Raw genomic sequence first — 24,401 nt, forward strand, 5'->3', positions numbered from 1 at the left:
GGCCGAGCGCCGCCCTGGCCGGCCGAGGCCGGCGGACGCGGGCCGCGCGGCGCGCCCTGCGGGGCGCTCCGGCCACCGCCGCCACCGCCACCGGGGCGACCACCACGGCCGCCGCCACCGGCGCCCACGCCGATGGTCATGCGCCGCCCCAGCACGATCGGCTCGGGCTTTTCACCGGCCGGCGGCTCGAAGCCGGGAATGGTCTGGCGCGGGATCTCGCGCTTGATCAGCTTCTCGATGTCGCGCAGGAACTGCTCCTCGTCGACGCAGACCAGCGAGATCGCCTCGCCCTGGGCGCCGGCGCGGCCGGTGCGGCCGATGCGGTGCACATAGTCCTCGGGCACATTGGGCAGCTCGAAATTGACGACGTGGGGCAACTGGTCGATGTCAATGCCGCGCGCGGCAATGTCGGTGGCCACCAGCACCTGCAGCGTGCCAGCCTTGAACTCGGACAGCGCCTTGGTGCGTGCGCCCTGGCTCTTGTTGCCATGGATGGCCATGGCGGTGATGTCTTCCTTGTTCAGGAACTCGGCCAGGCGGTTGGCGCCGTGCTTCATGCGGGTGAAGACCAGCACCTGGTGCCAGTCGCCCTGGCGGATCAGGTGGGCCAGCAGCTCCTTCTTGCGCTCGCGGCCGACCGGGTGCACCTTCTGGGCGATGGCGTCGTTGGTCTGGTTGCGCCGGGCCACCTCGATCAGCTGCGGCTGGTTCAGCAGGCGGTCGGCCAGGGCCTTGATCTCGTCGCTGAAGGTGGCGCTGAACAGCAGGCTCTGCTTCTGCTTGGGGACGATGGCCAGGACCTTCTTGATGTCATGGATGAAGCCCATGTCCAGCATGCGGTCGGCCTCGTCGAGGATGAAGATCTCGACGTGGCTCAGGTCCAGCGTGCCCTGCTGGTGGTGGTCCAGCAGGCGGCCGGGGGTGGCCACCAGGATGTCCACGCCCTTGCGCAGGCGGTCGATCTGCGGCTGCATGCCCACGCCGCCGAACATCACCATGCTGGTCAGTGGCAGGTACTTGCCGTAGGTGCGCACGCTTTCCTCGACCTGGGCGGCCAGTTCGCGGGTGGGCGTGAGGATCAGCGCGCGGATCGCGATGCGGCCACGCGCGTCCTTCTTGTGGCCGGCGGCGGCCAGGCGGTGCAGCGTGGGCAGCGTGAAGCCGGCGGTCTTGCCGGTGCCGGTCTGGGCGCCGGCGAGCAGGTCGCCGCCGCTCAGCACCATCGGGATGGCCTGGGCCTGGATCGGCGTGGGGTGGTCATAGCCCTGATCGCGCACGGCGCGCAGCAAGGGTTCGGCAAGGCCGAGTTGGTCAAAGGTCATGGGGCTCTTCGCGAGCGGGCACGCCCATCGGCCGGCAAGTGATGCCGGCAACCAGCCTGGGTCGCGCGGATGAGGGACGGACGGCGGGGATGCCGGCCGGGTCGGAATCGACATGCGCCGTCGGGCTGGAGCCGTCGACGCCTGGCGCCAGTGTATCAGTCTGATCCGCGCCACAGGCAAGCCTACAGCGTCAGGCGCAGCGGCCGATATGCAGAGAACGTGAGCCCCGCACCCGGTCAGAGCGGGGGGCTGCGGGCGCACAATCGTCCGTCGTGCCGTCCGGGCCTGCATTGGTCCAGTCGAGGATCCTGGTTTTGTCGCTGTCGTTCTTCCATCGTCATTGGGCCGCCTGGCGCGAGGAGACGCGTGTCTTCTCCGACCCGGACAGCGCGTCCGCGGAGCTGCGGGCGCGGCATCTGGCCGGCATCACCCGACTGACGCCGGTGCTGATGGTGGCCAATCTGTTCAACGCCCTGGGTCTGCTGGTGGCGGTGAGCGGCAGCGTGTCGGCCAAGGCCTGGCTGCTCTGGCTGGGCGTGCTGCTGCTGATCGTGGGCGTGGCGCTGCGCGGCTGGCTGCGGCATCGGCGCGAGCCGGTGATGCGCGCCTCGCCGCGCGCCATCCGGCATGCCACCTTGCATGCGCTGGTGCTGGCCTGCGTCTGGACGGTTCCGGTGGTGGGGTGGCTGGACGCCTTGACACCGATCCAGCAGCTGATGGTGGCCGTCACCACCACCGGCATGATGGCGGCTGGTGGCTTTGCGCTGTCCTCGGTGCCCCAGGCGGGCCTGGCCTGGACGCTGGCGCTGGGGACGGGGGCGATCGTGGGCGTGGCCCGGCTGGGCGGCACGGTCGCCTGGGTGCTGGCCGGCATGCTGCTGGGTTACGTGCTGGTGATCGCCGTGGCGGTGCGCTCGGCCGCCCGGCAGTCGGCGCTGCGCCTGCGCTCGGAACGCGAGGCCGAGCGCCAGAGCCAGATGGTCGGCCTGCTGCTGCGCGACTTCGAGGAGCATTCGGCCGACGTGCTCTGGGAGGTGGACCGCCAGGGCCACTTCACCCATGTCTCGGCCAAGCTGGCAGCGCTGTTCGGCGACGACCTCGACATGTCCTCGCTGGGCCTGTTCGAGGTGCTGGCTGGCCGCTCACCCGGCGGCGCCGAGGCCGAGGGCCTGCGCAAGCTGCGCCAGGCCCTGAACGCCGACAAGCCCTTCCGCGACGTGCTGCTGACCGTCGAGGTCGGCGGCGTGCCCCGCTGGTGGTCGATCACCGCCAAGCCGCTGGTCGAGGACAGCGGCCGCACCGTGGGCTGGCGCGGCGTGATCTCGGATGTCACCCAGCAGCGCCTGGCGCACCAGCGCCTGACCTACCAGGCCTATTTCGATTCGCTCACCGGCCTGGCCAACCGCGACCAGCTGCGCAACCGCCTGGTGCAGGTCATCGACGCCTGCGCCAACACGCCGCGCCGCTGCGCGCTGCTGTGTCTGGACCTGGACAATTTCAAGGCCATCAACGACTCGCTGGGCCACTCGGTCGGCGACGGCGTGCTCAAGCTGGTGGCCCAGCGCCTGCAGTCGGTGATGCGCCGCGCCGACTTGGTGGCCCGGCTGGGCGGCGACGAGTTCGCGGTGCTGCTGGACGATGTGCGCAGCGACGACGAGGTCGACCTCCTGGCCCGCCGGCTGCTGCAGGTGCTGAACGCGCCGGGCGAGATCCAGGGGCGCAGCGTGATGGTGGGCGCCAGCATGGGCGTGGCGCTGATCCCCGACCACGGGCAGTCGATCGACGACGTCATGGGCAACGCCGACCTGGCGCTGTACGCCGCCAAGGAAGCGGGCCGCGGTCGCTTCGAGACCTTCGCCACCTGGCTGGGCGAGCGCAGCCGGCGCCTGGTCACGATCGAGGCTGAGCTGCGCCAGGCCCTGACCCGTGGCGAACTGAGCCTGCACTGGCAGCCCAAGGTCGACATCGCCACCTGGCAGATGCGCGGCGTGGAGGCGCTGCTGCGCTGGAACCATCCAGAGCTGGGCTCGATCTCGCCCGGCGAGTTCGTGCCGGTGGCCGAGAAGTCCGGCCTGATCGGCGACATGGGCGCATGGGTGCTGAAAGAGGCCTGCCGCGTGGCGCGCGATCAACTGCCGGACCTGCTGATCTCGGTCAACGTCTCACCGCTGCAGCTGATGCGCGAGGATTTCCTGGCCGATGTCGAGGCCGCCTTTGCCGAGACCGGGCTGGCGCCGGGGCGGCTGGAGATGGAGATCACCGAGTCGGTCTTCATGGACGACGCGGCCACCGCGCTGCGCAACCTGCATGCGCTCAAGCGCCTGGGGGTGCAGATCGCGCTGGACGATTTCGGCACCGGCTATTCGGCCTTCCAGTACCTGCGCCGTTTCCCGTTTGACACGCTGAAGATCGACCGCGCCTTCGTGCGTGAGCTGCTGACCCACCACGATGCGCGCGCCATCGTGCGCACCATCGTCGCGCTGGCCAACACGCTGGGCATGCGCACCGTGGCCGAGGGGGTGGAGGAACCCGCCCAGCTGGAAGTGCTGCGCCAGGCCGGCTGCAGCGAGATCCAGGGCTTCCTGGCCGCGCGCCCACTGCCGCTGGAGCGGCTGCTGGGCCTGATGGACACCTGGAACGAACACAACCGGCCTGAGCCCGGGGCGATGCCCGAGACCCAGACCGTGCCGCTGGACATGCTGGCGCCGCTGTCCGACACCACGCGGGCGGTGCGCTGAGCAGGCGTTGCCGGGGCGCCCGGCAACGCCGCTTCAGCCTCAGTTGACGAGCACGGCCGACCAGGCGGCGGCCACCGCGTTCCACTCGGCCGAGCCGGCGCCGTACAGGTCGGTGGCGGCGTTCAGGCTGGCGGTGCGGGCGCCGGCGTAGTTGGTGCTGCTGGTCATGTAGACCGTCAGCGCGCGGTACCAGATGGCGCCGGCCTTGTCGCGGCCGATGCCGCTCAGGCTGGCGTTGCCGGTGGCCTTCTTGGTGTTGCCGGCCACGCAGGTCGGGCTGGCCGGGCCACTGGCCGGTGCGCTGCCTTCGGCCAGCAGGTAGAAGAAGTGGTTGGCCACGCCCGAGCTGTAGTGCACGTCCAGCGAGCCCAGGGTGGAGTACCAGCAGTCGGCCGAGGCGCCGTCGCTGTTGGGGCTGTGCATGTAGCGCAGCGCCTTGCCGCCACCCGCCTTGTAGAGCTTCTCGCCGATCAGGTAGTCGCCGGCGTCGCTGGCGTTGTTCGCATAGAACTCGACCAGGGTGCCGAAAATGTCGGACGTGGCCTCGTTCAGGCCGCCCGACTCGCCCGAGTAGGTCAGGTTGGCGGTGCGGCTGGTCACCCCGTGGGTCATCTCGTGGCCGGCCACGTCCAGCGAGTCGAAGGGGTTGAAGGTGGTGCCGTCGCCGTCACCGTAGGTCATGCAGAAGCAGCTGTCCGACCAAAAGGCGTTGTTGTACTTGCGGCTGTAGTGGACCCGGTTGTAGGCGCCGACGCCGTTGTTGGCGATGCCGTTGCGGCCATGGACGTTCTTGTAGTAGTCCCAGGTGACCGCGGTGCCGTACTGGGCATCGACACCGATCGTGGCGGTGTCGCCCGTCGTGCCATTGCCCCAGGTGTTGTCGGCATCGGTGAAGATGCTGCCGCCGCTGGTGCGGTTCTTCATGTTGAGGGTGTACATGTTTCCGCGGCTCGGGTCGCGCAGCGAGTAGGTGCCGCTGACCAGGTCGGTCGTCAGCGGCACGCTGCCACTGAAGAAGCTGTTGCCGGTGCCGGCCGCGGCGGCGTCATGCACGTCGTCCCAGCTGTCGAGCACCTTGCCGGTGCGGGCGCTGACGATCACATGGGCCTCGATCGGGGTGCCGTCGGGGCGGGTTCCGAAGACGCGGGTGTCCCAGGCCAGGCGGGCGCGGTCGCCGCGGGCGTAGACCACCAGCTCAGGGGCACTGCCGCGCGCGTCACCGGCCACGCGGCCCTGGGCCACTGCCTGGGCCGCCGCCGAGCCGTAGACCGGCGTGGCACTGACGTCGATGCCGCGCTGCAGCGTCTGCGACACGCCCAGGAAGCTGCCCGAGCCGTGCGAGTGCACGACCACGTCGCCACCGATCACGCGCAGGCCCTTGTACTGGCGGTCCAGGCGGACATGTTCGGTGCCGTCGGCATCGATGACCACGTCTCGCACGCTGTAGCGGTGGTCCGGGCCGTGGAAGGTCTGCGCCGCGAAGCGGGCCAGGTGGGCCTCGGCGCGGGCCTGGGCGGTGTCGGTCGCGGCCAGGGCGGGGGCAACTGCCAGCGCGGTCAGCGCCAGGGCCAGGGCGTGGGTCAGGATCTTGGTCTGCACGGGTCAACACTCCTGTCGGATGTGGGTGGGTGGTCCGGAAGTTCCGGCTGGCCGGCGGATCGCGCTCGGCCGAGGCCGATTCTTCACGGCGTGAGCGCGCAATCCAAGCCCACCAACCCGGGGGGGATCCGCGGGTGGTGGGGTTCCGGCGATAATCGCGGGTTGATCCCGATGCAGGGCGTTGCGCTGTACAGACAGCGCTGCCCGGAAATGCCGGTTGCCACCGGCCCCCACCCGAACCCCACAGGCTTGACCCATGGCCCAATACGTCTTCACCATGAACCGCGTCGGCAAGATCGTGCCGCCGAAGCGGCAGATCCTGAAGGACATCAGCCTGTCCTTCTTCCCCGGCGCCAAGATCGGCGTGCTGGGCCTGAACGGCTCGGGCAAGTCCACGCTGCTGAAGATCATGGCCGGCATCGACAAGGACATCGAGGGCGAGGCCACGCCGATGCCGGGCCTGAAGATCGGCTACCTGCCCCAGGAGCCGCAGATGAACGCCGAGCAGACGGTGCGCGAGGCGGTGGAGGAGGGCATCGGCGGCGCGCTGGCGGCGCAGAAGCGCCTGGACGAGGTCTACGCCGCCTATGCCGAACCGGACGCCGACTTCGACGCCCTGGCCACCGAACAGGCCGAGCTGGAAGCCATCATCGCGGCGGCCGGTGGCGAGAACACCGACCACCTGCTGGACATCGCCGCTGACGCGCTGCGCCTGCCGCCCTGGGAGGCCAAGATCGGCCCGCTGTCCGGCGGCGAAAAGCGCCGCGTCGCGCTGTGCCGCCTGCTGCTGTCCAAGCCCGACATGCTGCTGCTCGACGAGCCCACCAACCACCTGGACGCCGAGTCGGTGGAATGGCTGGAGCAATTCCTCAAGCGCTTCAGCGGCACCGTGGTGGCCATCACCCACGACCGCTACTTCCTGGACAACGCCGCCGAGTGGATCCTGGAACTCGACCGCGGCTATGGCCACCCCTACAAGGGCAACTATTCCGACTGGCTGGACGCCAAGGAAAAGCGCCTGGAGGCCGAGCAGAAGGCCGAGGATGCCCGCGCCAAGGCCATGAAGCAGGAACTGGAGTGGGTGCGCAAGAACGCCAAGGGCCGCCAGGCCAAGAGCAAGGCGCGCCTGGCCCGCTTCGAGGAGCTGAGCGACGTCGAATACCAGAAGCGCAACGAGACCAACGAGATCTTCATCCCGGTGGCCGAGCGCCTGGGCAATGAGGTGATCGAGTTCAAGGGCGTCAGCAAGAGCTTTGGCGACCGCGTGCTGATCGACAACCTCAGCTTCAAGGTGCCGGCCGGCGCGATCGTCGGCATCATCGGCCCCAATGGCGCCGGCAAGTCCACGCTGTTCCGCATGATCCAGGGTGTCGAGCAGCCCGATGCGGGTGAGGTCAGCATCGGCAAGACCGCCAAGCTGGCCTTCGTCGACCAGAGCCGCGAAGGCCTGGCCGCCGACAAGACGGTGTGGGAGGACGTGTCCGGTGGTCTGGACAACATCGTCGTGGGCAAGTTCGTCATGCCCAGCCGCGCCTACATCGGCCGCTTCAACTTCAAGGGCAACGACCAGCAGAAGCTGGTGGGCAGCCTCTCAGGCGGTGAGCGTGGCCGCCTGCACCTGGCCAAGACCCTGGCCCAGGGCGGCAACGTGCTGATGCTGGACGAACCGTCGAACGACCTGGACGTGGAAACTCTGCGCGCGCTGGAAGAGGCGCTGCTGGAGTTCGCCGGCTCGGCGATGATCATCTCGCACGACCGCTGGTTCCTTGACCGCATCTGCACCCACATCCTGGCCTGCGAGGGCGACTCGCAGTGGTTCTTCTACGACGGCAACTACCACGAGTACGAAGAGGACAAGAAGAAGCGCCTGGGCGAGGAGGGTGCGCGCCCGCACCGCCTGCGCTACAAGGCCCTGAAGTGATCGCCCGCGTGGCATCGCGCCCATGAACAAGGCCGCCCTCGGGCGGCCTTGTCGTTTCCGTGCGCTGTGGTGCGGTCAGGGCAGGATCACGCGGTCGATCACGTGGATCACGCCGTTGCTGGTCAGCACGTCGGTGGCGACGATGCCAGCCTGGCGTCCGCGTGCGTCGGTGATCTTCAGGCTGCTGTCCACCGTGAAGGTGCCGCCTTGCAGCGTGGTGATCGCACTGCCCACCGGCACCTGGGCCTTCAGCACCAGCGAGGGCACGACGTGGTAGGTCAGCACCTGCGTCAGCAGCGTGGTGTTGGCCAGCAGCGCGGCCTTGGTGACACCCAGCTCGGTCAGCAATGCGGCGAAGGCGGCGTCGGTGGGCGCGAAGACGGTGAACGGCCCATCGGCCTGCAGCGCCGAGACCAGACCGGCGGCCTGTACCGCCTCGACCAGGATCGTGAACTCCGGCGGGCTGGCGGTGCCGGCGGCCACGGCGGTGGCCACGATGTCGCGGTTGGCCGGCAGCAGCACCTTGTCGACCACATGGACCACGCCATTGCTGGCGTGCCGGTCGGCCTCCAGCACCGTGCTGCGGCGGTTGCGGCCGTCGGTGAAGACCAGGGTCGAGCCCGAGGCCTCGGCCTTGAAGAAGCCGCCGCCCACGGGCTCGATCGGGCTGCCCAGCGGCACGTCCGCGGCAGTGACCCGACCGCCAATGACGTGGTAGGTCAGCACCGCGGTCAGCAGTGGCTTGTTGGCCAGCAGCGTGGCCTTGTCGACCCCCAGCTCGGCCAGCAGGCTGGCGAACGCCGCGTTGGTGGGCGCCAGCAGCGTCGACGGACCGGCGGCGGTCAGGGCGGACTGCAGCCCGGCGGCCTCGACGGCCTCGACCAGGATGCTCAGGTTCGGATCGATCTGGGTCACGCTCAGCAGGCTCGGATCGTCACCGCCGCCGCCGCAGGCGGTCAGGCCGGCCAGCAGGGCCACGGAGCTCGCCAGGGCGGCGCGTCGGGTCAGTCGGTTCATTGGAGTCTCCTGGGTTGAGACCAGTCGGTTCATTTGGTGACTGGACGGTATAAGCATGACTGATTGGTAATCGCCATGCTGACCAAGTAGTCTTTTTCGTGACTGATGAGTCACAAAATCAACCCGGCAATCGCGCTGGTGACCGTCGACCCCTAGAATCGGGCGATGGTGAAGCTGTCCTTCAAGACCCAGGTGCTGCAGGTGCGCGAGCAGGCCATCCTCGACGCGGTGGTGCACCTGCTGGCCGAAAAGGGCTACGAGCTGATGACGCTGGACGAGGTGGCTGCCGAGGTCGGCATCGCCAAGGCCAGCCTGTACAAGCACTTCGACTCCAAGGAGGCGCTGGCCGCCGCCGCGATGGTGCAACTGCTCGACGCCTGCCACGCCGAACTGCAGCGCCTGCAGGCCCAGCCGGGCGCGCGCGCGATCGACCGCCTGCAGGGGGTGGTCCGCTGGGCCCTCCACACCCAGCTGGCCGGCAAGATGCCCACGTTGCCGGCGCAGAACTCCGCGCTGCGCAGCGCCCTGGTGGCCGACCGCCGCTACATGACCCGCCTGGACGAGGTCAGCGAGCACCTGGGCGCCTGGATCGTCGAGGCCCAACGGACCGGCGACCTCGACCCCGGCCTGCCGGTCGAGCTGGTGCTGTTCACCCTGTTTGCCCGCGCCTGCGACCCGGTGCTGGGCGTGATGCGCGCCACCGGCCGCTACGCCGACGAGACCCTGGTCGAGTGGCTGCTGCGCACCTGTTTCCATGGCCTGGCGGCCACCGTCGCCGAGCCTTCGCCCGTGCAGCCATGAGCTGCCGATCTTCGTTCCCGTTGTACCCACCCCGTGCGATGAGCCTGACCCACCGATCCCTGGTTCCCACCGCCGTGAGCCTGTCCGCCCTGCTGCTGCTGGGCGGCTGTGCCAGCCTGCCGAGCCTGGGCGGCGGCCCGGCCACGACCGACGCCGCCAAGCCGGCGGCCGGCAAACCTGAGCCGGCCCGCAGCGGCACCGCGAGCGCCGCGCCCGCCGCGCCCGGGGCGGCAGGCGCGGCACCGGCGGCGGGTGGCCCGCCGGCCTTCGCCACCGTCACCAAGGATGCCAAGCGCATCGACGGCCTGCTGCCGCTGTGGCAGAAGGACGAGAAGGTCTGGCTGGAGCTGCGCCCCGAGGACCTGGGCAAGCCCTTCTTCCTGTCGCCCAAGCTGGCCCAGGGTCTGGGCGAGAACGGCCTGTTCGGCGGCCTGATGGTGGGCCGCTGGCAGCCCTGGGGCCGTGCCCAGGTGGTGGAGTTCCGCCGCATCGCCAACCAGGTGCAGATGGTGGCGCGCAACGACCAGTACACCGCCGCCGCGGGCTCGCCGGAGGCGGCCGCCGTGAAGTCGGCCTTCTCGGACAGCCTGCTGGGCAGCACCGCCGTGGCCAGCCAGGCCCACCCGGACAGCAAGGCCATCCTGATCGATGCCAACGCGCTGTTCGTCACCGACCTGCTGGGCATGGGCATGACGCTGCAGCGCCAGTACCGGCAGACCTACAGCTTCGACAAGGCCAATTCGGCCGTGGTGGACCTGCGTGGCAACCCGGACGAGACCGTGCTGCGCGTGCAGGCGCATTACGTCGCGCCCACCCTGGCCCAGCCCCAGCCAGGCGCGCCGCCCACCACGCCGCAGCCCACGCTGCCCTCCACCTTGCCCGATGCGCGCAGCCTGTTCCTGACGCTGCACTACTCGCTGGTCCGCCTGCCGGCCGAACCGATGCCCGCGCGCCGTGCCGACCCCCGTGTGGGCTACTTCACCACCTCGGTCGACGACTTCGGCAACGACCTGCGCCAGCAGCCGCGCCAGCGCTTCATCAACCGCTGGCGCCTGGAGAAGAAGGACCCGGCCGCGGCCCTGTCCGAGCCGGTCAAGCCCATCACCTTCTGGCTGGACCGCAACATCCCGCTGAAGTACCGCGACGCGATCACCCGCGGCGTGCTGGGCTGGAACGCGGCCTTCGAGCGCATCGGCTTCAAGGACGCGCTGGTCGTCAAGCAGCAGGGGCCCGAGGACAGCTTCGACACGCTGGACGTGGGCGCGGCATCGATCCGCTGGATGACCAACGCCAAGCCGCAGTTCGGCGCCATCGGGCCCAGCCAGGTGGATCCGCGCACCGGCGAGATCCTGGATGCGGACATCGGCTTCGAGAGCCTGTCCAGCCGTGCCATCCGCCACACCCGGGCGCAGGTGCTGGCACCGCGCTCAGTGACCCAGTGGGAAGCGATCCTGCAGGCGCCGCATCTGCATGCGCCGGGCGCCGAGGCCTGCCAGCACGCCGACGAGGCGGCCGAGCAGCTGTCCTATGCGCTGGACGTGCTGGAGGCCCGCGGCGAGCTCGACCCCGACAGCCCCGAGGCCGAGGCCTATGTGCAGGCCTACCTGGAGGACACCACGCTGCACGAGGTGGGCCACACCCTGGGCCTGCGCCACAACTTCCGCTCCTCGCGCATCTACACCGATGCGCAGCTCGACGACCCGGAGTTCACCCGCCGCAACGGTCTGGCCGGCTCGGTGATGGAGTACGCGCCGATCAACCTGCCGGCCCCGGGCCAGCGCGGTGGCATGCCCTTCCAGACCGTGCTGGGCCCCTACGACTACTGGGCCATCGAGTACGGCTACAAGCCGATCGAGCCGACCCAGGAAGCGTCCGAGCTGATGCGCATCGCCGGCCGCAGCGCCGAGCCCGAACTGGCCTACGGCACCGACGAGGACAACTCGCTGGGCATCGACCCCGATTCGCTGCAGATGGACCTGGGCACCGACCCGGTGCTGTTCGCCCGCAAGCGCCTGGCGATCGCCCGCGACCTGATCCATCGCCAGGAGAACCGGCCGCTCAAGCCCACCGAGGACTACACCGTGCTGCGCCGCTCGATCAGCTACGCGCTGCGCGATGCCGGCCGCTCGGTGGGCACCTTGCTGCGCCAGATCGGCGGCCTGCGCACGCTGCGCGATTTCCCCGGCAGCGGCCGCGACCCGCTGCAGCCCGTGCCGCCGGCCGTGCAGCGCGAGGCGCTGCAGCTGGTGGCCAGCCAGGTGCTCGCGGCCGACGGGCTGTCGATCTCGCCGGCGCTGGCGCGCAAGCTGTCGACCGATTACCTCGCCCGCTTCGACAGCGGCGAGCCGGTGGCCACCGACTTCTCGGTCGAAGGCATGGTGCTCGATCTGCAGCGCGCCGTGCTGGCGCAGCTGATGAGCGACAGCGTGGCCGCGCGCGTGCTGGACAACGAGGCCAAGGTGGACCGCCCGGGCCAGGCGCTGGCGCTGTCGGAGCTGATCGACACCATCGGCAAGGCGGTCTGGGCCGATGCCCTGGCCGGCGGCGAAATCCCGGCGGCGCGGCGCGAACTGCAGCGCGAGCATGCCTCGCGCCTGGCCGAGCGGCTGCTGCGCCCCACGCCCGGCAGCCGGGCGGACGCGCGCGCGCTGTGGCGGGCCCAGGCGCAGCGGCTGGTGCGTCAGCTGGACAAGGCGCAGGCTGCGGGCCAGGGGTCGGCGATGAAGGCGGCGCACCTGGCCGACCTGAGCCGCACGCTGAAGCTGGCGCTGGAAGCGCCGCTGCAGCGCAGCGGCATCTGAGGCAGGCAGCGGGAGGCCGGGCCTCCCGCGCTCAGGTGTTCGAGGTGGCGCGCACTTCCTCGATGGTGGTGATGCCCTGCAGCACCTTCTCGATGCCGTCCTGGCGCAGGGTGCGCATGCCTTCGGCGATGGCCTGGGCCTGGATCAGCTCGGCGCGTGAGCCGGTCTGGATCAGGTGGCGCACGCCGCGGCTGACGCTCAGCAGCTCGTGCAGGCCGGCGCGACCGCGGAAGCCGCTGCCCTCGCAGTGATCGCAGCCCGGGCTGCGCCAGGCCAGCAGCTTGCCGTCGCGGCCGAAGCGGGTGGTCCAGTCGGCGATCAGCGCGTCGGGGTTGGGGCGGTTCTCGGCCTCGCCCCAGGCATGCAGGTAGTCGTCGACCAGCTCCTGCAGCGGCTCGGCGCCGATGGGCGTGGACTGCCGGCACTTGGGGCAGATGCGGCGCACCAGGCGCTGGGCCAGCACGGCCAGCAGCGAGTCGGCGAAGTTGAACGGGTCCATGCCCATGTCCAGCAGGCGGGTCACCGTCTCGGCGGCGCTGTTAGTGTGCAGCGTGGACATCACCAAGTGGCCGGTCAGCGAGGATTCCACCGCGATCTGCGCGGTCTCGGCGTCGCGGATCTCGCCCACCATGATCACGTCCGGGTCGGCGCGCAGGAAGGCGCGCAGGGCGCGGGCGAAGGTCCAGTCGATCTTCGGGTTCACCTGCACCTGGCGCAGGCCGGCCTGGGTGATTTCCACCGGGTCCTCGGCCGTCCAGATCTTGCGGTCCGGGGTGTTGATCTCGGCCATCGCCGAGTGCAGCGTGGTGGTCTTGCCCGAGCCGGTCGGGCCCACGCACAGCACCATGCCGTAGGGGCGCTCGATCGCGCGCACCAGCGCGCTGCGGTTGGCCGGTGACAGCCCCAGGTTGGCCAGCGGGATCGGCTTGGCCGAGGCCAGGATCCGCAGCACCGCGTCCTCAAGGTTGTTGTTGGTGGGGATGGTCGCCACCCGCAGCTCGATCGGGCAGCTGGGCACGAAGCGGGCGAAGTTGATCTTGCCGTCCTGCGGCCGGCGACGCTCGGAGATGTCGAGGTCGCACATGATCTTGATGCGCGCCAGCAGCGCCTGGCGGTAGGTGTGCGGCAGCTCCAGATAGGGCCTGAGCACGCCGTCGCGGCGGAAGCGGATGCGCACCTTCTCGCGGCCGGGCTGGGCCTCGATGTGGATGTCCGAGACGTTCTGCTGGTGCGCCTCGTAGATCATGGTGTTGATCAGGCGGACCAGCGAGTTGTCGGACTGCTCGACCGGCTTGTCCTCGACCAGGTCGCGCTCCTGGGGCGCGTCTTCCAGCGCGGCCAGCAGCTTGCCGGTGCCGCCTTCGTCCAGCGCTGCCATGCCGGAGCCTTCCAGCGTGGCGGTGGCGGTGGCCTCGGTGATGCCGTGGCGCGCATAGATGGACTGCACCAGCAGCGCCATGTCCTCCTGGATCGGCAGGACGGGCATCACCTTGGACTGGGTGATGAACTCGATCTCGTCGATGGCCTGGCGCTTGGACGGGTCGTCGATCGCCAGCACCAGGCGGCCGTTCATCTCGGACAGCGGCACCGCCAGCAGGCGCCTGGCGGCGCCCAGCGGCAGGCGCGAGATCACGGCCGGATCGATCGGATAGGCCTCGACGTCCACCACCGGATAGCCCATCTTGCGGGCCAGCGCGGTGCGCAACTCATGGCGCTTGATGTCGCCGCGGTTGACCAGCAGTTCGCCCAGCGGCAGGCCCTTGTTGCTGCGCTGCTGGTCCAGGGCGGCTTCGAGCTGTTGCTGGCTGATGTAGCCCAGCGCCACCAGCGCCTCGCCGATGCGCACCATCGGCATGCGCGACTGGGTGTCCAGCGCGGTGGCCAGCTGTTCCGGGGTGACGATCTTCTGCTGCAGCAGCACGTCGCCGACGCGCTGCTGGCGCAGCTGGGCCTGCTCGGCCAGCGCAGCCTGGATCTGGTCCGGGGTGGCCGAGGAGTCGGCCAGCAGCTGCTGGCCCAGGCTGGGTCCCATGTCCCAGGACAGGTAAGCGTCGCGCGGCACGAACAGCCGGGTCACCTCGTCGCTGGCGGGTTCGACCGGCGGGAACAGGTACAGGCCCTGGGCTGTCTCGACATGGCCGATGGTCTTGCCGCTCAGGGCCGGCGCATCGCGCAGCGCGACGCGGTAGTCGACCTGGGGATGGAAGTCGATCAGCGCCTCGGGATGGGCCTGGCCGGGCGGCGGGTCGGGGCGCAGGATGCGCGGCAGGGCCACGCGGCGGAACTGCGTCAGGCGCAGCGGCATGGCGTTGCGCGAGGGCGGCACCCGCACCATCACGTGGCCCATGGCGGGCTCGAAGGCGATCAGCTCGGCCTGCATGGTGCGGCCGTTCAGGCCCTCGATCAGGCACTCCTCGCCCTTGAGCAGCGGCTGGCTCAGCGCGTAGGCGGGGTAGGGCGGGGCGGGCCAGGCGAGCGACGACGTCCCCGGGTGATCGGAGGCGATCAGGTCCAGACCCTCCAGGGGAGGGAGATCGGGTGGCGTGCTGTCAGGCATGGTGTCGCAAAATGGACGACGGAGCGGTATCGATCCTAGTGGTGACCCGGATGCGGCAAAGCGCCGAACAGGGGCCTCCCGGACGCCCAATCCCGGCGGCTGCGTCAGTGCGGCCCCAACCATGACGCCCCCCGTTGCGGAGGACCGATGAGCCCACCGTGGCTGCTGCTGACCGGCTTCGAGCCCTTCGCGGGCGATACCCTGAACCCGTCCTGGGAACTGGCCCGACGGCTGGACGGTGAGCGCTTCGGCGCGTGGACGGTGCGGGCCCGCTGCCTGCCCTGCCGCTTCGACACGGCGCCAGCGGTCCTGGGCCAGGCGCTGGCGGATGAACCGGCCGCGGTGGTCTGCCTGGGTCTGGCGGGCTCACGCGCCGCGCTGTCGGTCGAGCGCGTGGCGGTGAACCTGGTCGACGCCCGCATTCCCGACAACGACGGCGTCCAGCCGACGGACCAGCCGGTCGTGGCCGGCGCGCCGTCGGCCTACTTCAGCCGCCTGCCGGTCAAGGCCATGGTGCACGCCGCTCAGCAGACCGGCGTGCCGGCCGAGTTGTCGCTGAGCGCCGGCAGCTTCGTCTGCAACCAGATCTTCTACACGCTGCTGCACGCCCTGCAGCACCGCCCCAGCATCCCGGCGGGATTTGTCCATGTGCCGCGCCTGCCGGACATGCCCGGGGGCGACGGACCCGGTCGCCCGCTGCCCCTGGACGACCAGTGGCGAGGGCTGCGGGCGATGCTGGCGGCCGTGGCGGCCGGCGGGCCGGATCGCCGTGACTTTGGTGGCGCCCTCGACTGAGGTCTCAGTAGAAGGGGGGATGTCCAGCCACGCCGGGCCTGCATAGACTCCGCGCCACGCTGTATCCCCCAACCGAGACAAGCAGTACAAGGAGTCTCCCGATGCCGTTGTCCTTCCGCCCCCTCTTTGCGTCGGCGCTTGCGCTGGCCGCCGCCCTGACCAGCGGTCAGGTGCTCGCCGCCAAGCCGGTGGCCTACGCGGCCGAGAACGGCTTCGGCCAGTCCGACGCCCTGCTGATCGAGCTCAAGAACAGCGGCACCCGCGCCGTGGTGGTGACCCCGCTGGGTCGTGGCCAGGGCGCGGTGTCGACGGTCGCCGGTTTCCAGGTGGTGACCCTGGACACGCCCTACACCGAAGAGCAGGACGGCCCGATCGCCGACTGCGACGGCCTGCCCACCCGGGTGCGCCACGACACGACCCAGGTCGGCACGCGTCTGCGCAGCGGCACGGCCAACAAGGGCCTGTCCGAGCTGTCCTACGCCGGCACCGACACCACGCTGGACGGCTGTGACGCCGGCAAGGTGGTGAGCTGGGGCGGCTTCGTGGCGGGCCAGGGCACCAACACCATTCACCGCAACCTGGCCCAGATCCCCGGTCTGGCCGATCTGGTCCCCGGCTCCACGCTGGCCGGCCTGAGCGCCGACCCGGGCACCGTGGTGAACAACCAGCTGGGCGCTGACCTGGCCACCTTCGGCAGCGGCAGCCTGAGCTTTGCCCGCTCCGGCGCCACCGTGCCTTACACCGTCAATGCCGACGGCTGGATCGTGATGAGCCTGCCCACCGGCGCCCAGCGCGGCTACCTGCGCCTGGCGCTGGCCGACAACCGGGGCATGGAGCAGTGGCTCTCGGCCGACATGCTGGGTGGCGTGCCGCAAAACCTGTGGTCGCCGCAGATGATGAAGCCGGTGGCCGGCACCGCCTGGGGCGCGGGTGCAGCCAACGCGCGGATCTGGGAATCGGCGATCTTCGCCAAGTCCACCTTCCCGTTCTTCTTCTACCTGTACAAGGACGGCACGGGCGAGCGCGTCAGCAAGGACCTGGTGGCCGGCACCGAAAGCCGGGCGCCGCTGAGCGCCTGGACCGTGGATGGCAGCGGTGCGCTGGTCACCGAGCGCACCACCGGTGGCAGCCTGCTGCGCCGCCGCACCTGGCAGCCGCTGGCCCTGAACGGCAAGGCGATGGGGGTGCTGGAATCGGAGACCGGCTACTTCCCTGATGGCAGCACGGTGGTCATCATCCCGCCGCGGGTCAATGCCTACATCGACCAGGGCAAGGCGGTGAAGCCGGCCGTGAAGCAGGCGGCGCGCCAGGCGACTCAGTCGCTGCGCTCGCCTTCGTCGAGCCGTTCGCTGTCGCGGTAAGCACGCCAGGGGCCCATCGCGCCCCTGATCAGGTCCTGCTGCTTCGAGAACCGGGTGCAGGCGTCGCACATCGCCAGATGGGCGCGCAGCCGCAGGCGCTGCACCCAGTTCAGCGCCAGGTCCTGGCGCAGCAGCATCAGGCCGGCGGCCTGTCGGCAGGTCAGCCAGGGTTTCATCGGGCGCCCTTCACGGCCATGTCCTGGCCGAACCATTGCTGTTGCAGGCACTCGCGCAGGCGCAGCCGCGCCCGGTGCAGCAGCACCCACAGGTTGGACGGGGTGATGGCCAGCGTCTGGCAGACCTCGTCGCTGTCGAGCTCCAGCCATTCACGCATCAGGAACACGCGGCCCTGCACCGACGGCAGCTTCTCCACGCAGGCGTCCAGCACCGTCAGGAACTGGCGCTGACCCAGCGCCGAGTCGGGCATGCTGGGCCAATCGGCCGGGGCATCCAGCCAGTGGCCGGACTTGTCGAACAGCAGCTCGTCCAGATCGGTCTCGTCGTCTTCGCCGGGCAGGGCGGCCTCGCGGTGCTGGCGGCGCAGCTGGTCGACCAGCTTGTGCTTGAGGATGCCCACCAGCCAGGTGCGCAGCTGCGACTGGCCCGCGAAGGACTGCGGTTTCTCCAGGGCTGCCAGCAGCGTGTCCTGCACCGCGTCCTCGGCCCAGGCCTCGTGGCGCAGCTGGCTGCGGGCATAGCGCATCAGCTGCGGTCGCAGCGCCTCGACGCGGTTGGCGAAGTCGTCCATGGTCATCAGTCCCGGGGTCTGAATCCGACCACAATGGTCGGCGGCACGCGGCCGTCGGTGTCGCGCGGCAGCACGCCGGTGCGGTCGACGGCGCGCAGCACGGCGTCATCCCAGACCTTGGAGCCACTGCTCTGGATGATGCGTCGCCCGACGATGCTGCCGTCAGGTCCCACGCGCAGTTCCACCTCGGCGCGCGGATTGCCCGCCACCTCCTCGGTGAGCACGATGTTGGGCTTGATCCGCGCGACGATGCGCCCGGCGTAGTTGGCCGAGGGCCCGGCATCGCGCGCCGCGGCGCCGGTGCTGCCGGGCGCGCCCGTGCCCGTGGGGCCGCCGCCCAGCTGCTCGGCCATGCGCCGCATCTGCTCCTGGCGCAGCTTCTCGCGCTGGGCCTCGGCGGCCTTCTCCTTGCGCTGGGCTTCGAGCTTCTCGGCCTTGTCGCGCTCGGCTTTCTCCTGCTGGGCCTTGTCCTGCTGGGCTTTCTGCTCGCGCTCCTTTCGGCGCTGGTCCTCGGCGTCCTGGCGGGCCTTCTCCTCGCGCAAGCGGCGGGCCTTCTCGATCGCGATGTCGGCCTCGCGTTCGGCCGCCGGGGGCGGCGCCGGGGGCGTCACCACCGGGCGCGGTGGCGGCGTGGGCTCGGGGGTCTCGGCCGGCTCAGGCCGGGCGGGGGCGGCGATCTGCGGCACCGCGGCCCACAGCTCGGCGCTGACGGCAGCGGGCTCCTCGGTGCGCCACTGCACACCCAGGGCCAGCGCCGCCAGCAGCCCCGCATGGGCCAGGGCCGACATCGCCAGGCCGGCGCGCGGGCTGTCGGCGCTGGGCGGGCGCAGCGACTCGCGCGGCACCATCAGCGGCGGTGGCAGTCCCAGGGAAGCCATCTCAGTGGCGCCCGGCCGTCTGAAGCCACTGAGCGCCCCCTCGGGGGGCAGCGAACGACAGTGAGCGTGGGGGTGTCATTGGCCAGTGGCGCCCGGCCGTCCGAAGCCACTGAGCGCCCCCTCGGGGGGCAGCGAACGACAGTGAGCGTGGGGGCACCATGTCAGGCTCCCGAGCGCACCGACAGGCCCACCCGCTGCACGCCGGCGCGCTGCAGCGTGTCCATCACGCGCACCACACTTTCGTACTTGACCTGGCGGTCGGCCGAGATCACCACCGGCACGTCGTCGCGGCCCTGCTGGGCCTCGCGCACGCGGGCGGCCAGCTGGGGCAGGGCGATCGCGGCGGGCTCGCCGCTGTCGACCTTGATCTTCAGCTTCTCGTCGCCGGCCACGACCACCTCGATCACCGAGCTGGGGCGCTGCCTGGCCTTGCCCACGCTGGGCAGGTCGACCACGCCAGTGGTGATCATCGGGGCGGTGACCATGAAGATGATCAGCAGCACCAGCATCACGTCGATGAACGGGACCATGTTGATCTCGTTCATCGAGCGGCGTCGGCGGCCACCGCCGCGGGACATCACGCCAGGCATGGCCGGCTCAGCGCGTCGCGCCCGCCGGCGGGGCGGACACGTTGCGCTGCAGGATGTTGGAGAACTCCTCGGTGAAGCTCTCGAGCTGGATGGCGATGCGGTCGATGTCGCGCGCGAAGCGGTTGTAGCCGATCACCGCCGGGATCGCCGCGAACAGGCCGATCGCGGTGGCCACCAGCGCCTCGGCGATGCCCGGCGCCACCGTGGCCAGCGTCACCTGCTGCAGGTTCGACAGGCCGACGAAGGCATGCATGATCCCCCACACCGTGCCGAACAGGCCCACGTAGGGGCTGACCGAACCCACCGAGGCCAGGAAGCCCAGGTTGCCTTCAATCGCATCGAGCTCGCGCTGCAGGCTGGCCTTCATCGCACGGCGGGCGCCATCGAGCTGGGCGGCGGTGTCCAGGCGGCGCTCGCGCAGCTTCATGAACTCGCGCATGCCGCTGGCGAACAGCCGCTCCATCGGCGAGGTGTCCGGCCGCGTGCCGGCCGCCTGGTACAGGTCGGTGAGGTTCTTGCCGGACCAGAACTCCTGCTCGAACTGGTCGTTGCCGCGGCGCACGCGCCCCAGGCCCACCAGCTTGGCGAAGATCACGGTCCAGCTGGCCAGCGAGATCAGCAGCAGGCCGGCCACCACCAACTGGACGACCCAGCTGGCGTGGAGCACGAGGGAAACAATGGACAGGTCCTGGTTCATTCGGTGAGGTCGGCCTGCGGCTGCAGGCGGGCAAGGATGTCGGAGGGAATGCGGCGCGGCCGGTGCTGGGCGCGGTCGATGCAGGCCACGGTGATCTGGCCTTCACACAGCAGTTGCTCGCCCAGGCGGCAGCGCTGCAGGAAGCTCAGCCGGGCGCGGCCGATCAGCTGCGGCTCGACGCTGACCTGCAGCGCGTCATCCAGGCGGGCCGAGCCCAGGTAGCGCAGCCGGGCGTCGGTGACCACGAAGAGGGCGCCCTCGCGCTCGGCCAAAGCCTGCTGCTCCACGCCTTGCGCACGCAGCCACTCGGTGCGGGCGCGCTCCATGAACTTCAGGTAGTTGGCGTAGAACACGATGCCGCCGGCGTCGGTGTCCTCCCAGTAGACGCGCACCGGCCACTCGAACACGGTCGTTGACGCGGCGGCGGCCAAGCTCATGCGGCGGCTCAGCGCAGGCTGCGCTGGTACACCGGGCCCCACAGCGGGTGACCGGCCTCGGACTTGCCGAGCTGGAACTGGGGATCAGCGGCCCGCGCGGCGCGGAAGGCGGCTTCGCACTCGGTCTCGCGCTGGCTGGTGCAGAAGATGAAAGCGAGCGTCTTGTACGCCGACGCGCGGTCGCGCGGGCTGGCCAGTTGCAGGCGCAGCGCCTCCTGCAGCGCGGCCTCGGCCTCCGGGTACTGGGCGTCGTCGTACAGGCGCAGGCCGGCGATCAACTGGCGCTCGGCCGGGCGGTCGAGCACCTCGGCGACGCCGGTGGGCGGTGTGCTGCAGGCGGCCAGCCAAAGGCTGACCAGGCAGGCCAGGGCGGTGCGCAGCAGGGCAAGAGGACTCATCAGAAACGGAACTTCAGGGTGGAGGGCTGGGACGGGTCGACCTCGATGTGGCGCACCTGCGGGGGGGCATCACCGTTGCGCACGGTGATCGTGTGGGGACCTGCCGGCAACTCCAGGTGACGCAGCGGGGGCGCCACCCCGACCGGACGGCCATCCACCTCGACCTCACCCCAGGGGGTGACCGCCAGCTGCACCCGTCCGAGGGCGGGTGGGGCCGGTGGCGGCGCTGATGCCGTCACCTCGACCGGGCGCACCTTGGTGCGGGGGGGCTTGCGGTTGGCGGTGTCGGCGGGCTTGGCGGCCACCAACTCGGACTCGGGCGTCGGCGCCGATGCGGCTGCGGCCGAAGCCGGTGGCGGCGCGGGCGGTACCACGGTGCCGGGTGGCGGGCTGGCCAGCGCCGCCTCGGTGGTCAGTCGGCCCGGGCCGATCGCGGTGGCCGGGCGTTGTGAGGTCCACCAGGCCTGCAGGCCGGCCGCCACCCCCGCGGCGCCCAGCGACAGGCCGGCCAGCACCAGCAGGCGTCGGCGTTGCTGGTCCTGGGTTTCACCCAGCGCGGCGGCTTCGGGCGATTCCAGCCAATGGCGCAGGTCCATCGCCATGTGCCGCGCCGAGGGATAGCGGTCCTCCGGGCGGCGCGCCATGGCGCGTGCGGCGATCGCCGACAGCGCTGCCGGCACCTTGGCATTGAGCCGGCGGGCCAGCGGCAGCGGGGCCTCGCGCACGGCGCGGTGGATTTCCTCGATGGTCGCGCCGGTGTAGGGCCGCTGGCCGGTGAGCAGCTCGAACATCACCACGCCCAGCGAATAGACGTCGCAGCGGCGGTCCACCGCGCCGCCGGCCAGTTGCTCGGGTGCGAGGTAATACGGCGAGCCGGCCAGCGGACCTTCGACCGTCGGCACATCGCGGTGGGCGACGCGGGCAATGCCGAAATCGAGCACCTTGGGCAGCTTGCGGCCGACCATGAAGATGTTGGCGGGCTTGATGTCGCAGTGGATCACGCCCTTGCCGTGCGCATAGGCCAGCGCGTCGGCCACGCGCCGCACCAGGTGGGCGATCTCCAGCAGGCTGGGTTGCCACTGTTCACGCAGCAGGTGGCGCAGGTCGCGTCCGCGCAGCGGCTCCATCGCGATGTAGACGCCCTGCTCGGAGGGGCCGGCATCGAACACCGTGACGATGTGCGGGTGCGACAGCCGCGCGGCGGCACGCGCCTCATTGAGGATCAGGTCGTCCAGCGAGCTGCCGTAGTCGCCCGCCGCCGAGGCCGGCAGGTGCAGCGTCTTGACCGCCACCGCGCGCGACAGCAGCGGATCCCAGGCGGCGTAGACAGTGCCCAGCCCGCCCTCGCCCAGCACCGAGCGCAGCGTGTAGCGGCCGACATGGCCGATCGAGGCCTGGGTGGCCGGACCCTCGGCCGCTGCCTGGGCCGCTGCGGCACTGGCCGAACGCAGCGCGGCGGGCAGGTCCTCGACCACGGTGGACTCGAAGCCGGAGTCCACCGCATCAGCCGGCATCGGCCGTTTGCGCAGGAAAGGCAGGGTCCAGCGCATCGCTCGGGCAGGCTCAGCCCCCGCGGGCGGCCGCCACCTCGGCGGGACGCAGCTGGGCGGCAGCCTTGTCAAGCACGCCGTTGACGTACTTGTGGCCGTCGGTACCGCCGAAGGCCTTAGCCAGGTTGACGGCTTCGTTGATGGCGACGCGGTAGGGCACGTCCACGCAGTGCGCCAGTTCATAGGCGCCGATCAGCAGGGCCGCATGTTCGACCGGCGAGAGCTGCTCGGTCGGCCGGTCGACGTAGCGGCGCAGCGTTTCATCGAGCTGCGGCGCGGTCTCGATACAGCCCGAGAGCAAGGCATCCAGGTGCACGGTGTCGCAGGTCTCGAACTCGGCCTCGGCCTGGCGGCGGATCTGCGCCTGCACCTCGTCGACGCTGAGGTCTTCGGGCGCCGACAGCTCGGCGCCGCCCTGGGTGGACAGGCGCTCGACGATGGACTGCAGGGCGAACTCGCGCACCTCGGGCAGCAGCGTGGAGGGATCCTGACCGTTGAGCAGCCAGCGGTACAGGCCTTGCAGCGCGTAGGCACGGGCCTGGCGACGCGCGGCGATGTGCTGCTGGTGTCCGGGATCGCGAGGCGCGCGGCTGCCGGGTTTCTTGCCGCTCATGGCAGCGCGTCCAGCAGGTTGGCCATCTCGACGGCCACGCGCGCGGCATCGCGGCCCTTCTCCTCGGCGCGGGCCCAGGCCTGGGCCTCATTCTCGACGGTGAGGATGGCGTTGGCGATCGGGATCTGGTGGTCCAGCGACACCCGGGTGACACCGGCGCCGCTCTCGTTGGCCACCAGCTCGAAGTGGTAGGTCTCGCCGCGGATGATGCAGCCCAGCGCGATCAGCGCGTCGAAGTCCTCGCTGTCGGCCAGGGCCTTCAGGGCCACCGGCACCTCCAGCGCACCGGGGACGGTGACCATTTCGATGTGCCGCTCGGCCACGCCCAGCGCGGCCAGCTCGGCCAGGCAGGCTTCGGCGAGCTTGCGGGTGATGTCGTCATTGAATCGGGCACGGACGATGGCGATCGACAGCTCGTGGCCGTCGAGCGATCCGCTTTGGCCCTGGTTGGCGCCTTGCATGGGGTCCTCGTGTTCAGTCGGCAGCGACGAAGCCGCTCACCTCGAGCCCGAAACCGGTCATGCTGGGCATGCGGCGCGGGCTGCCAAGCAGCTTCATGCGGGTGATGCCCAGCTCGCGCAGGATCTGCGCGCCCACCCCATAGGTGCGCAGGTCCACGCTGGGACGCGGGGAGGTGTCGGCGTCCTGGGGCAGCAGTTGCGCCAGCAGGCCATCGGCGGATTCGCGGCCGCAGTTCAGCAGCACCGCCACGCCCTGGCCCGCCTGCTGCAGCCGTGCCAGGGCCTGCGGCAGGCCCCAGGAATGGCGGTTGCTGCAGGCATGGTCCAGCAGGTCGACCACGGTGAAGGGCTCGTGCACGCGCACCAGCACCTCGTCCGTGGGCGACCAGCGGCCCACCGACAGCGCAAGGTGCACGCCGCCGGAGTGGTCGCGGAAGACATGGGCGTCGAACTCGCCCTGGGCCGTGACCAGGCGGCGCTGGCCGGCACGCGTGACCAGGGTCTCGTGGCGGCTGCGGTGGGTGATCAGGTCGGCGATGGTGCCGATCTTCAGGCCATGGGTCTTGGCAAAGATCTCCAGGTCGGGCAGCCGGGCCATGCTGCCGTCGTCGTTCATGATCTCGCAGATCACGGCGGCGGGACTCAGGCCGGCCATGGCGGCCAGGTCGCAGCCGGCCTCGGTGTGGCCGGCGCGCATCAGCACGCCGCCATCCTGGGCCTGCAGCGGGAAGATGTGGCCTGGCTGCACCAGGTCGGAGGCGCGCGCATCGCGGGCCACCGCGGCCTGCACGGTGCGGGCGCGGTCGGCGGCGCTGATGCCGGTGGTGACACCTTCGGCGGCCTCGATCGACACCGTGAAGGCGGTGCCGTGCGAGGTGCCGTTGCGCGCCGTCATCGGCGGCAGGCGCAGGCGTTCGCAGCGCTCGCGGGTGAGCGTCAGGCAGATCAGTCCACGCCCGAAGCGGGCCATGAAGTTGATCGCCTCGGGCGTGACATGGTCGGCGGCCATGACCAGGTCGCCTTCGTTTTCGCGGTCCTCCTCGTCGACAAGGACCACCATGCGACCGGCCGCCAGTTCGGCGACCAGCTCGGGGACAGGGGAAATCGGCATCGCCCG

Annotated in this window: 21 protein-coding genes; 6 read left to right on the top strand and 15 right to left on the bottom strand. The window is 70.6% G+C overall.

Annotated features, from left to right (window positions below; translation table 11 throughout):
• Positions 1–1,322: DEAD/DEAH box helicase (locus KAK03_RS22905; RefSeq protein WP_210857002.1), on the bottom strand; the 1,322-nt coding region annotated here is incomplete at its 3' end.
• 314 nt (positions 1,323–1,636) lie between these two features.
• Here KAK03_RS22905 and KAK03_RS22910 point away from each other — a divergent pair.
• A complete protein-coding gene (locus KAK03_RS22910; protein WP_210857003.1) occupies positions 1,637–4,060 on the top strand; it encodes a putative bifunctional diguanylate cyclase/phosphodiesterase in 2,424 nt (807 codons plus the stop codon).
• A 39-nt stretch (positions 4,061–4,099) separates the two neighbouring features.
• Here KAK03_RS22910 and KAK03_RS22915 read toward each other — a convergent pair whose 3' ends face one another.
• The gene (locus KAK03_RS22915) at positions 4,100–5,659 is read right to left on the bottom strand and encodes a M4 family metallopeptidase (RefSeq protein ID WP_210857004.1); all 1,560 of its coding nucleotides are present in this window, start codon (positions 5,657–5,659) and stop codon (positions 4,100–4,102) included.
• 256 nt (positions 5,660–5,915) lie between these two features.
• Between KAK03_RS22915 and ettA the strand changes: the two genes are divergently transcribed.
• On the top strand, positions 5,916–7,580 hold the full coding sequence (gene ettA, locus KAK03_RS22920) for an energy-dependent translational throttle protein EttA (RefSeq protein ID WP_210857005.1): 1,665 nt from the start codon (positions 5,916–5,918) through the stop codon (positions 7,578–7,580).
• Between the two features lie 75 nt (positions 7,581–7,655).
• Here the strand turns inward: ettA and KAK03_RS22925 are convergent, their stop codons facing one another.
• Entirely contained in the window at positions 7,656–8,597 is a 942-nt protein-coding gene (locus KAK03_RS22925; protein WP_210857006.1) for a fasciclin domain-containing protein, read from the bottom strand.
• 165 nt (positions 8,598–8,762) lie between these two features.
• Here KAK03_RS22925 and KAK03_RS22930 point away from each other — a divergent pair, with 165 nt between their 5' ends.
• Entirely contained in the window at positions 8,763–9,398 is a 636-nt protein-coding gene (locus KAK03_RS22930) for a TetR/AcrR family transcriptional regulator (RefSeq protein ID WP_210857007.1), read from the top strand.
• 38 nt (positions 9,399–9,436) lie between these two features.
• Positions 9,437–12,199, top strand: coding sequence for a zinc-dependent metalloprotease (locus KAK03_RS22935; protein WP_210857008.1), 2,763 nt, complete (start codon positions 9,437–9,439; stop codon positions 12,197–12,199).
• 31 nt (positions 12,200–12,230) lie between these two features.
• Here KAK03_RS22935 and KAK03_RS22940 read toward each other — a convergent pair whose 3' ends face one another.
• Positions 12,231–14,756, bottom strand: a complete 2,526-nt coding sequence (locus KAK03_RS22940; RefSeq protein WP_247661366.1) for a GspE/PulE family protein — start codon at positions 14,754–14,756, stop codon at positions 12,231–12,233.
• A gap of 147 nt (positions 14,757–14,903) precedes the next feature.
• Between KAK03_RS22940 and pcp the strand changes: the two genes are divergently transcribed.
• A complete protein-coding gene (gene pcp, locus KAK03_RS22945; protein WP_210857009.1) occupies positions 14,904–15,551 on the top strand; it encodes a pyroglutamyl-peptidase I in 648 nt (215 codons plus the stop codon).
• A 101-nt stretch (positions 15,552–15,652) separates the two neighbouring features.
• Positions 15,653–16,912: a hypothetical protein gene (locus KAK03_RS22950; RefSeq protein ID WP_210857010.1), complete on the top strand. Its 1,260-nt coding sequence runs from the start codon at positions 15,653–15,655 to the stop codon at positions 16,910–16,912.
• On the opposite strand, the gene KAK03_RS22955 is transcribed toward KAK03_RS22950, so the two are convergent.
• From KAK03_RS22955 to ribBA, 11 genes are all read right to left on the bottom strand, one after another.
• The gene (locus KAK03_RS22955) at positions 16,867–17,088 is read right to left on the bottom strand and encodes a zf-HC2 domain-containing protein (RefSeq protein ID WP_210857011.1); all 222 of its coding nucleotides are present in this window, start codon (positions 17,086–17,088) and stop codon (positions 16,867–16,869) included. The genes KAK03_RS22950 and KAK03_RS22955 overlap by 46 nt on opposite strands.
• Complete coding sequence (locus KAK03_RS22960) at positions 17,085–17,660, bottom strand: sigma-70 family RNA polymerase sigma factor (protein WP_210857012.1); 576 nt, start codon at positions 17,658–17,660, stop codon at positions 17,085–17,087. Before KAK03_RS22960 ends, KAK03_RS22955 begins: the two co-directional genes overlap by 4 nt.
• Positions 17,661–17,665: 5 nt before the next feature.
• Complete coding sequence (gene tolA, locus KAK03_RS22965; protein WP_247661367.1) at positions 17,666–18,538, bottom strand: cell envelope integrity protein TolA; 873 nt, start codon at positions 18,536–18,538, stop codon at positions 17,666–17,668.
• Positions 18,539–18,699: 161 nt separating this feature from the next.
• Positions 18,700–19,128, bottom strand: coding sequence for a protein TolR (gene tolR / locus KAK03_RS22970; protein ID WP_210857013.1), 429 nt, complete (start codon positions 19,126–19,128; stop codon positions 18,700–18,702).
• Positions 19,129–19,135: 7 nt separating this feature from the next.
• Positions 19,136–19,825 carry a protein TolQ gene (gene tolQ / locus KAK03_RS22975; RefSeq protein ID WP_210857014.1) on the bottom strand — a complete coding sequence of 230 codons (690 nt, stop codon included), beginning with the start codon at positions 19,823–19,825 and terminating at the stop codon, positions 19,136–19,138.
• Positions 19,822–20,262 carry a tol-pal system-associated acyl-CoA thioesterase gene (gene ybgC / locus KAK03_RS22980; RefSeq protein WP_210857015.1) on the bottom strand — a complete coding sequence of 147 codons (441 nt, stop codon included), beginning with the start codon at positions 20,260–20,262 and terminating at the stop codon, positions 19,822–19,824. The genes tolQ and ybgC overlap by 4 nt, the downstream gene beginning before the upstream one ends.
• Positions 20,263–20,270: 8 nt before the next feature.
• The gene (locus KAK03_RS22985) at positions 20,271–20,660 is read right to left on the bottom strand and encodes a TssQ family T6SS-associated lipoprotein (protein ID WP_210857016.1); all 390 of its coding nucleotides are present in this window, start codon (positions 20,658–20,660) and stop codon (positions 20,271–20,273) included.
• Positions 20,660–22,210 carry a serine/threonine-protein kinase gene (locus KAK03_RS22990; protein ID WP_210857017.1) on the bottom strand — a complete coding sequence of 517 codons (1,551 nt, stop codon included), beginning with the start codon at positions 22,208–22,210 and terminating at the stop codon, positions 20,660–20,662. The genes KAK03_RS22985 and KAK03_RS22990 overlap by 1 nt, the downstream gene beginning before the upstream one ends.
• Before the next feature lie 13 nt (positions 22,211–22,223).
• On the bottom strand, positions 22,224–22,823 hold the full coding sequence (gene nusB, locus KAK03_RS22995) for a transcription antitermination factor NusB (protein WP_210857018.1): 600 nt from the start codon (positions 22,821–22,823) through the stop codon (positions 22,224–22,226).
• Positions 22,820–23,284, bottom strand: a complete 465-nt coding sequence (gene ribH, locus KAK03_RS23000; protein ID WP_210857019.1) for a 6,7-dimethyl-8-ribityllumazine synthase — start codon at positions 23,282–23,284, stop codon at positions 22,820–22,822. Before ribH ends, nusB begins: the two co-directional genes overlap by 4 nt.
• A 13-nt stretch (positions 23,285–23,297) precedes the next feature.
• Positions 23,298–24,395, bottom strand: coding sequence for a bifunctional 3,4-dihydroxy-2-butanone-4-phosphate synthase/GTP cyclohydrolase II (gene ribBA, locus KAK03_RS23005; RefSeq protein WP_210857020.1), 1,098 nt, complete (start codon positions 24,393–24,395; stop codon positions 23,298–23,300).
• Between the last annotated feature and the right edge of the window lie 6 nt (positions 24,396–24,401).

Source organism: Ideonella alba (genome assembly GCF_018069845.1).
GTDB classification, from domain to species: domain Bacteria; phylum Pseudomonadota; class Gammaproteobacteria; order Burkholderiales; family Burkholderiaceae_C; genus Ideonella; species Ideonella alba.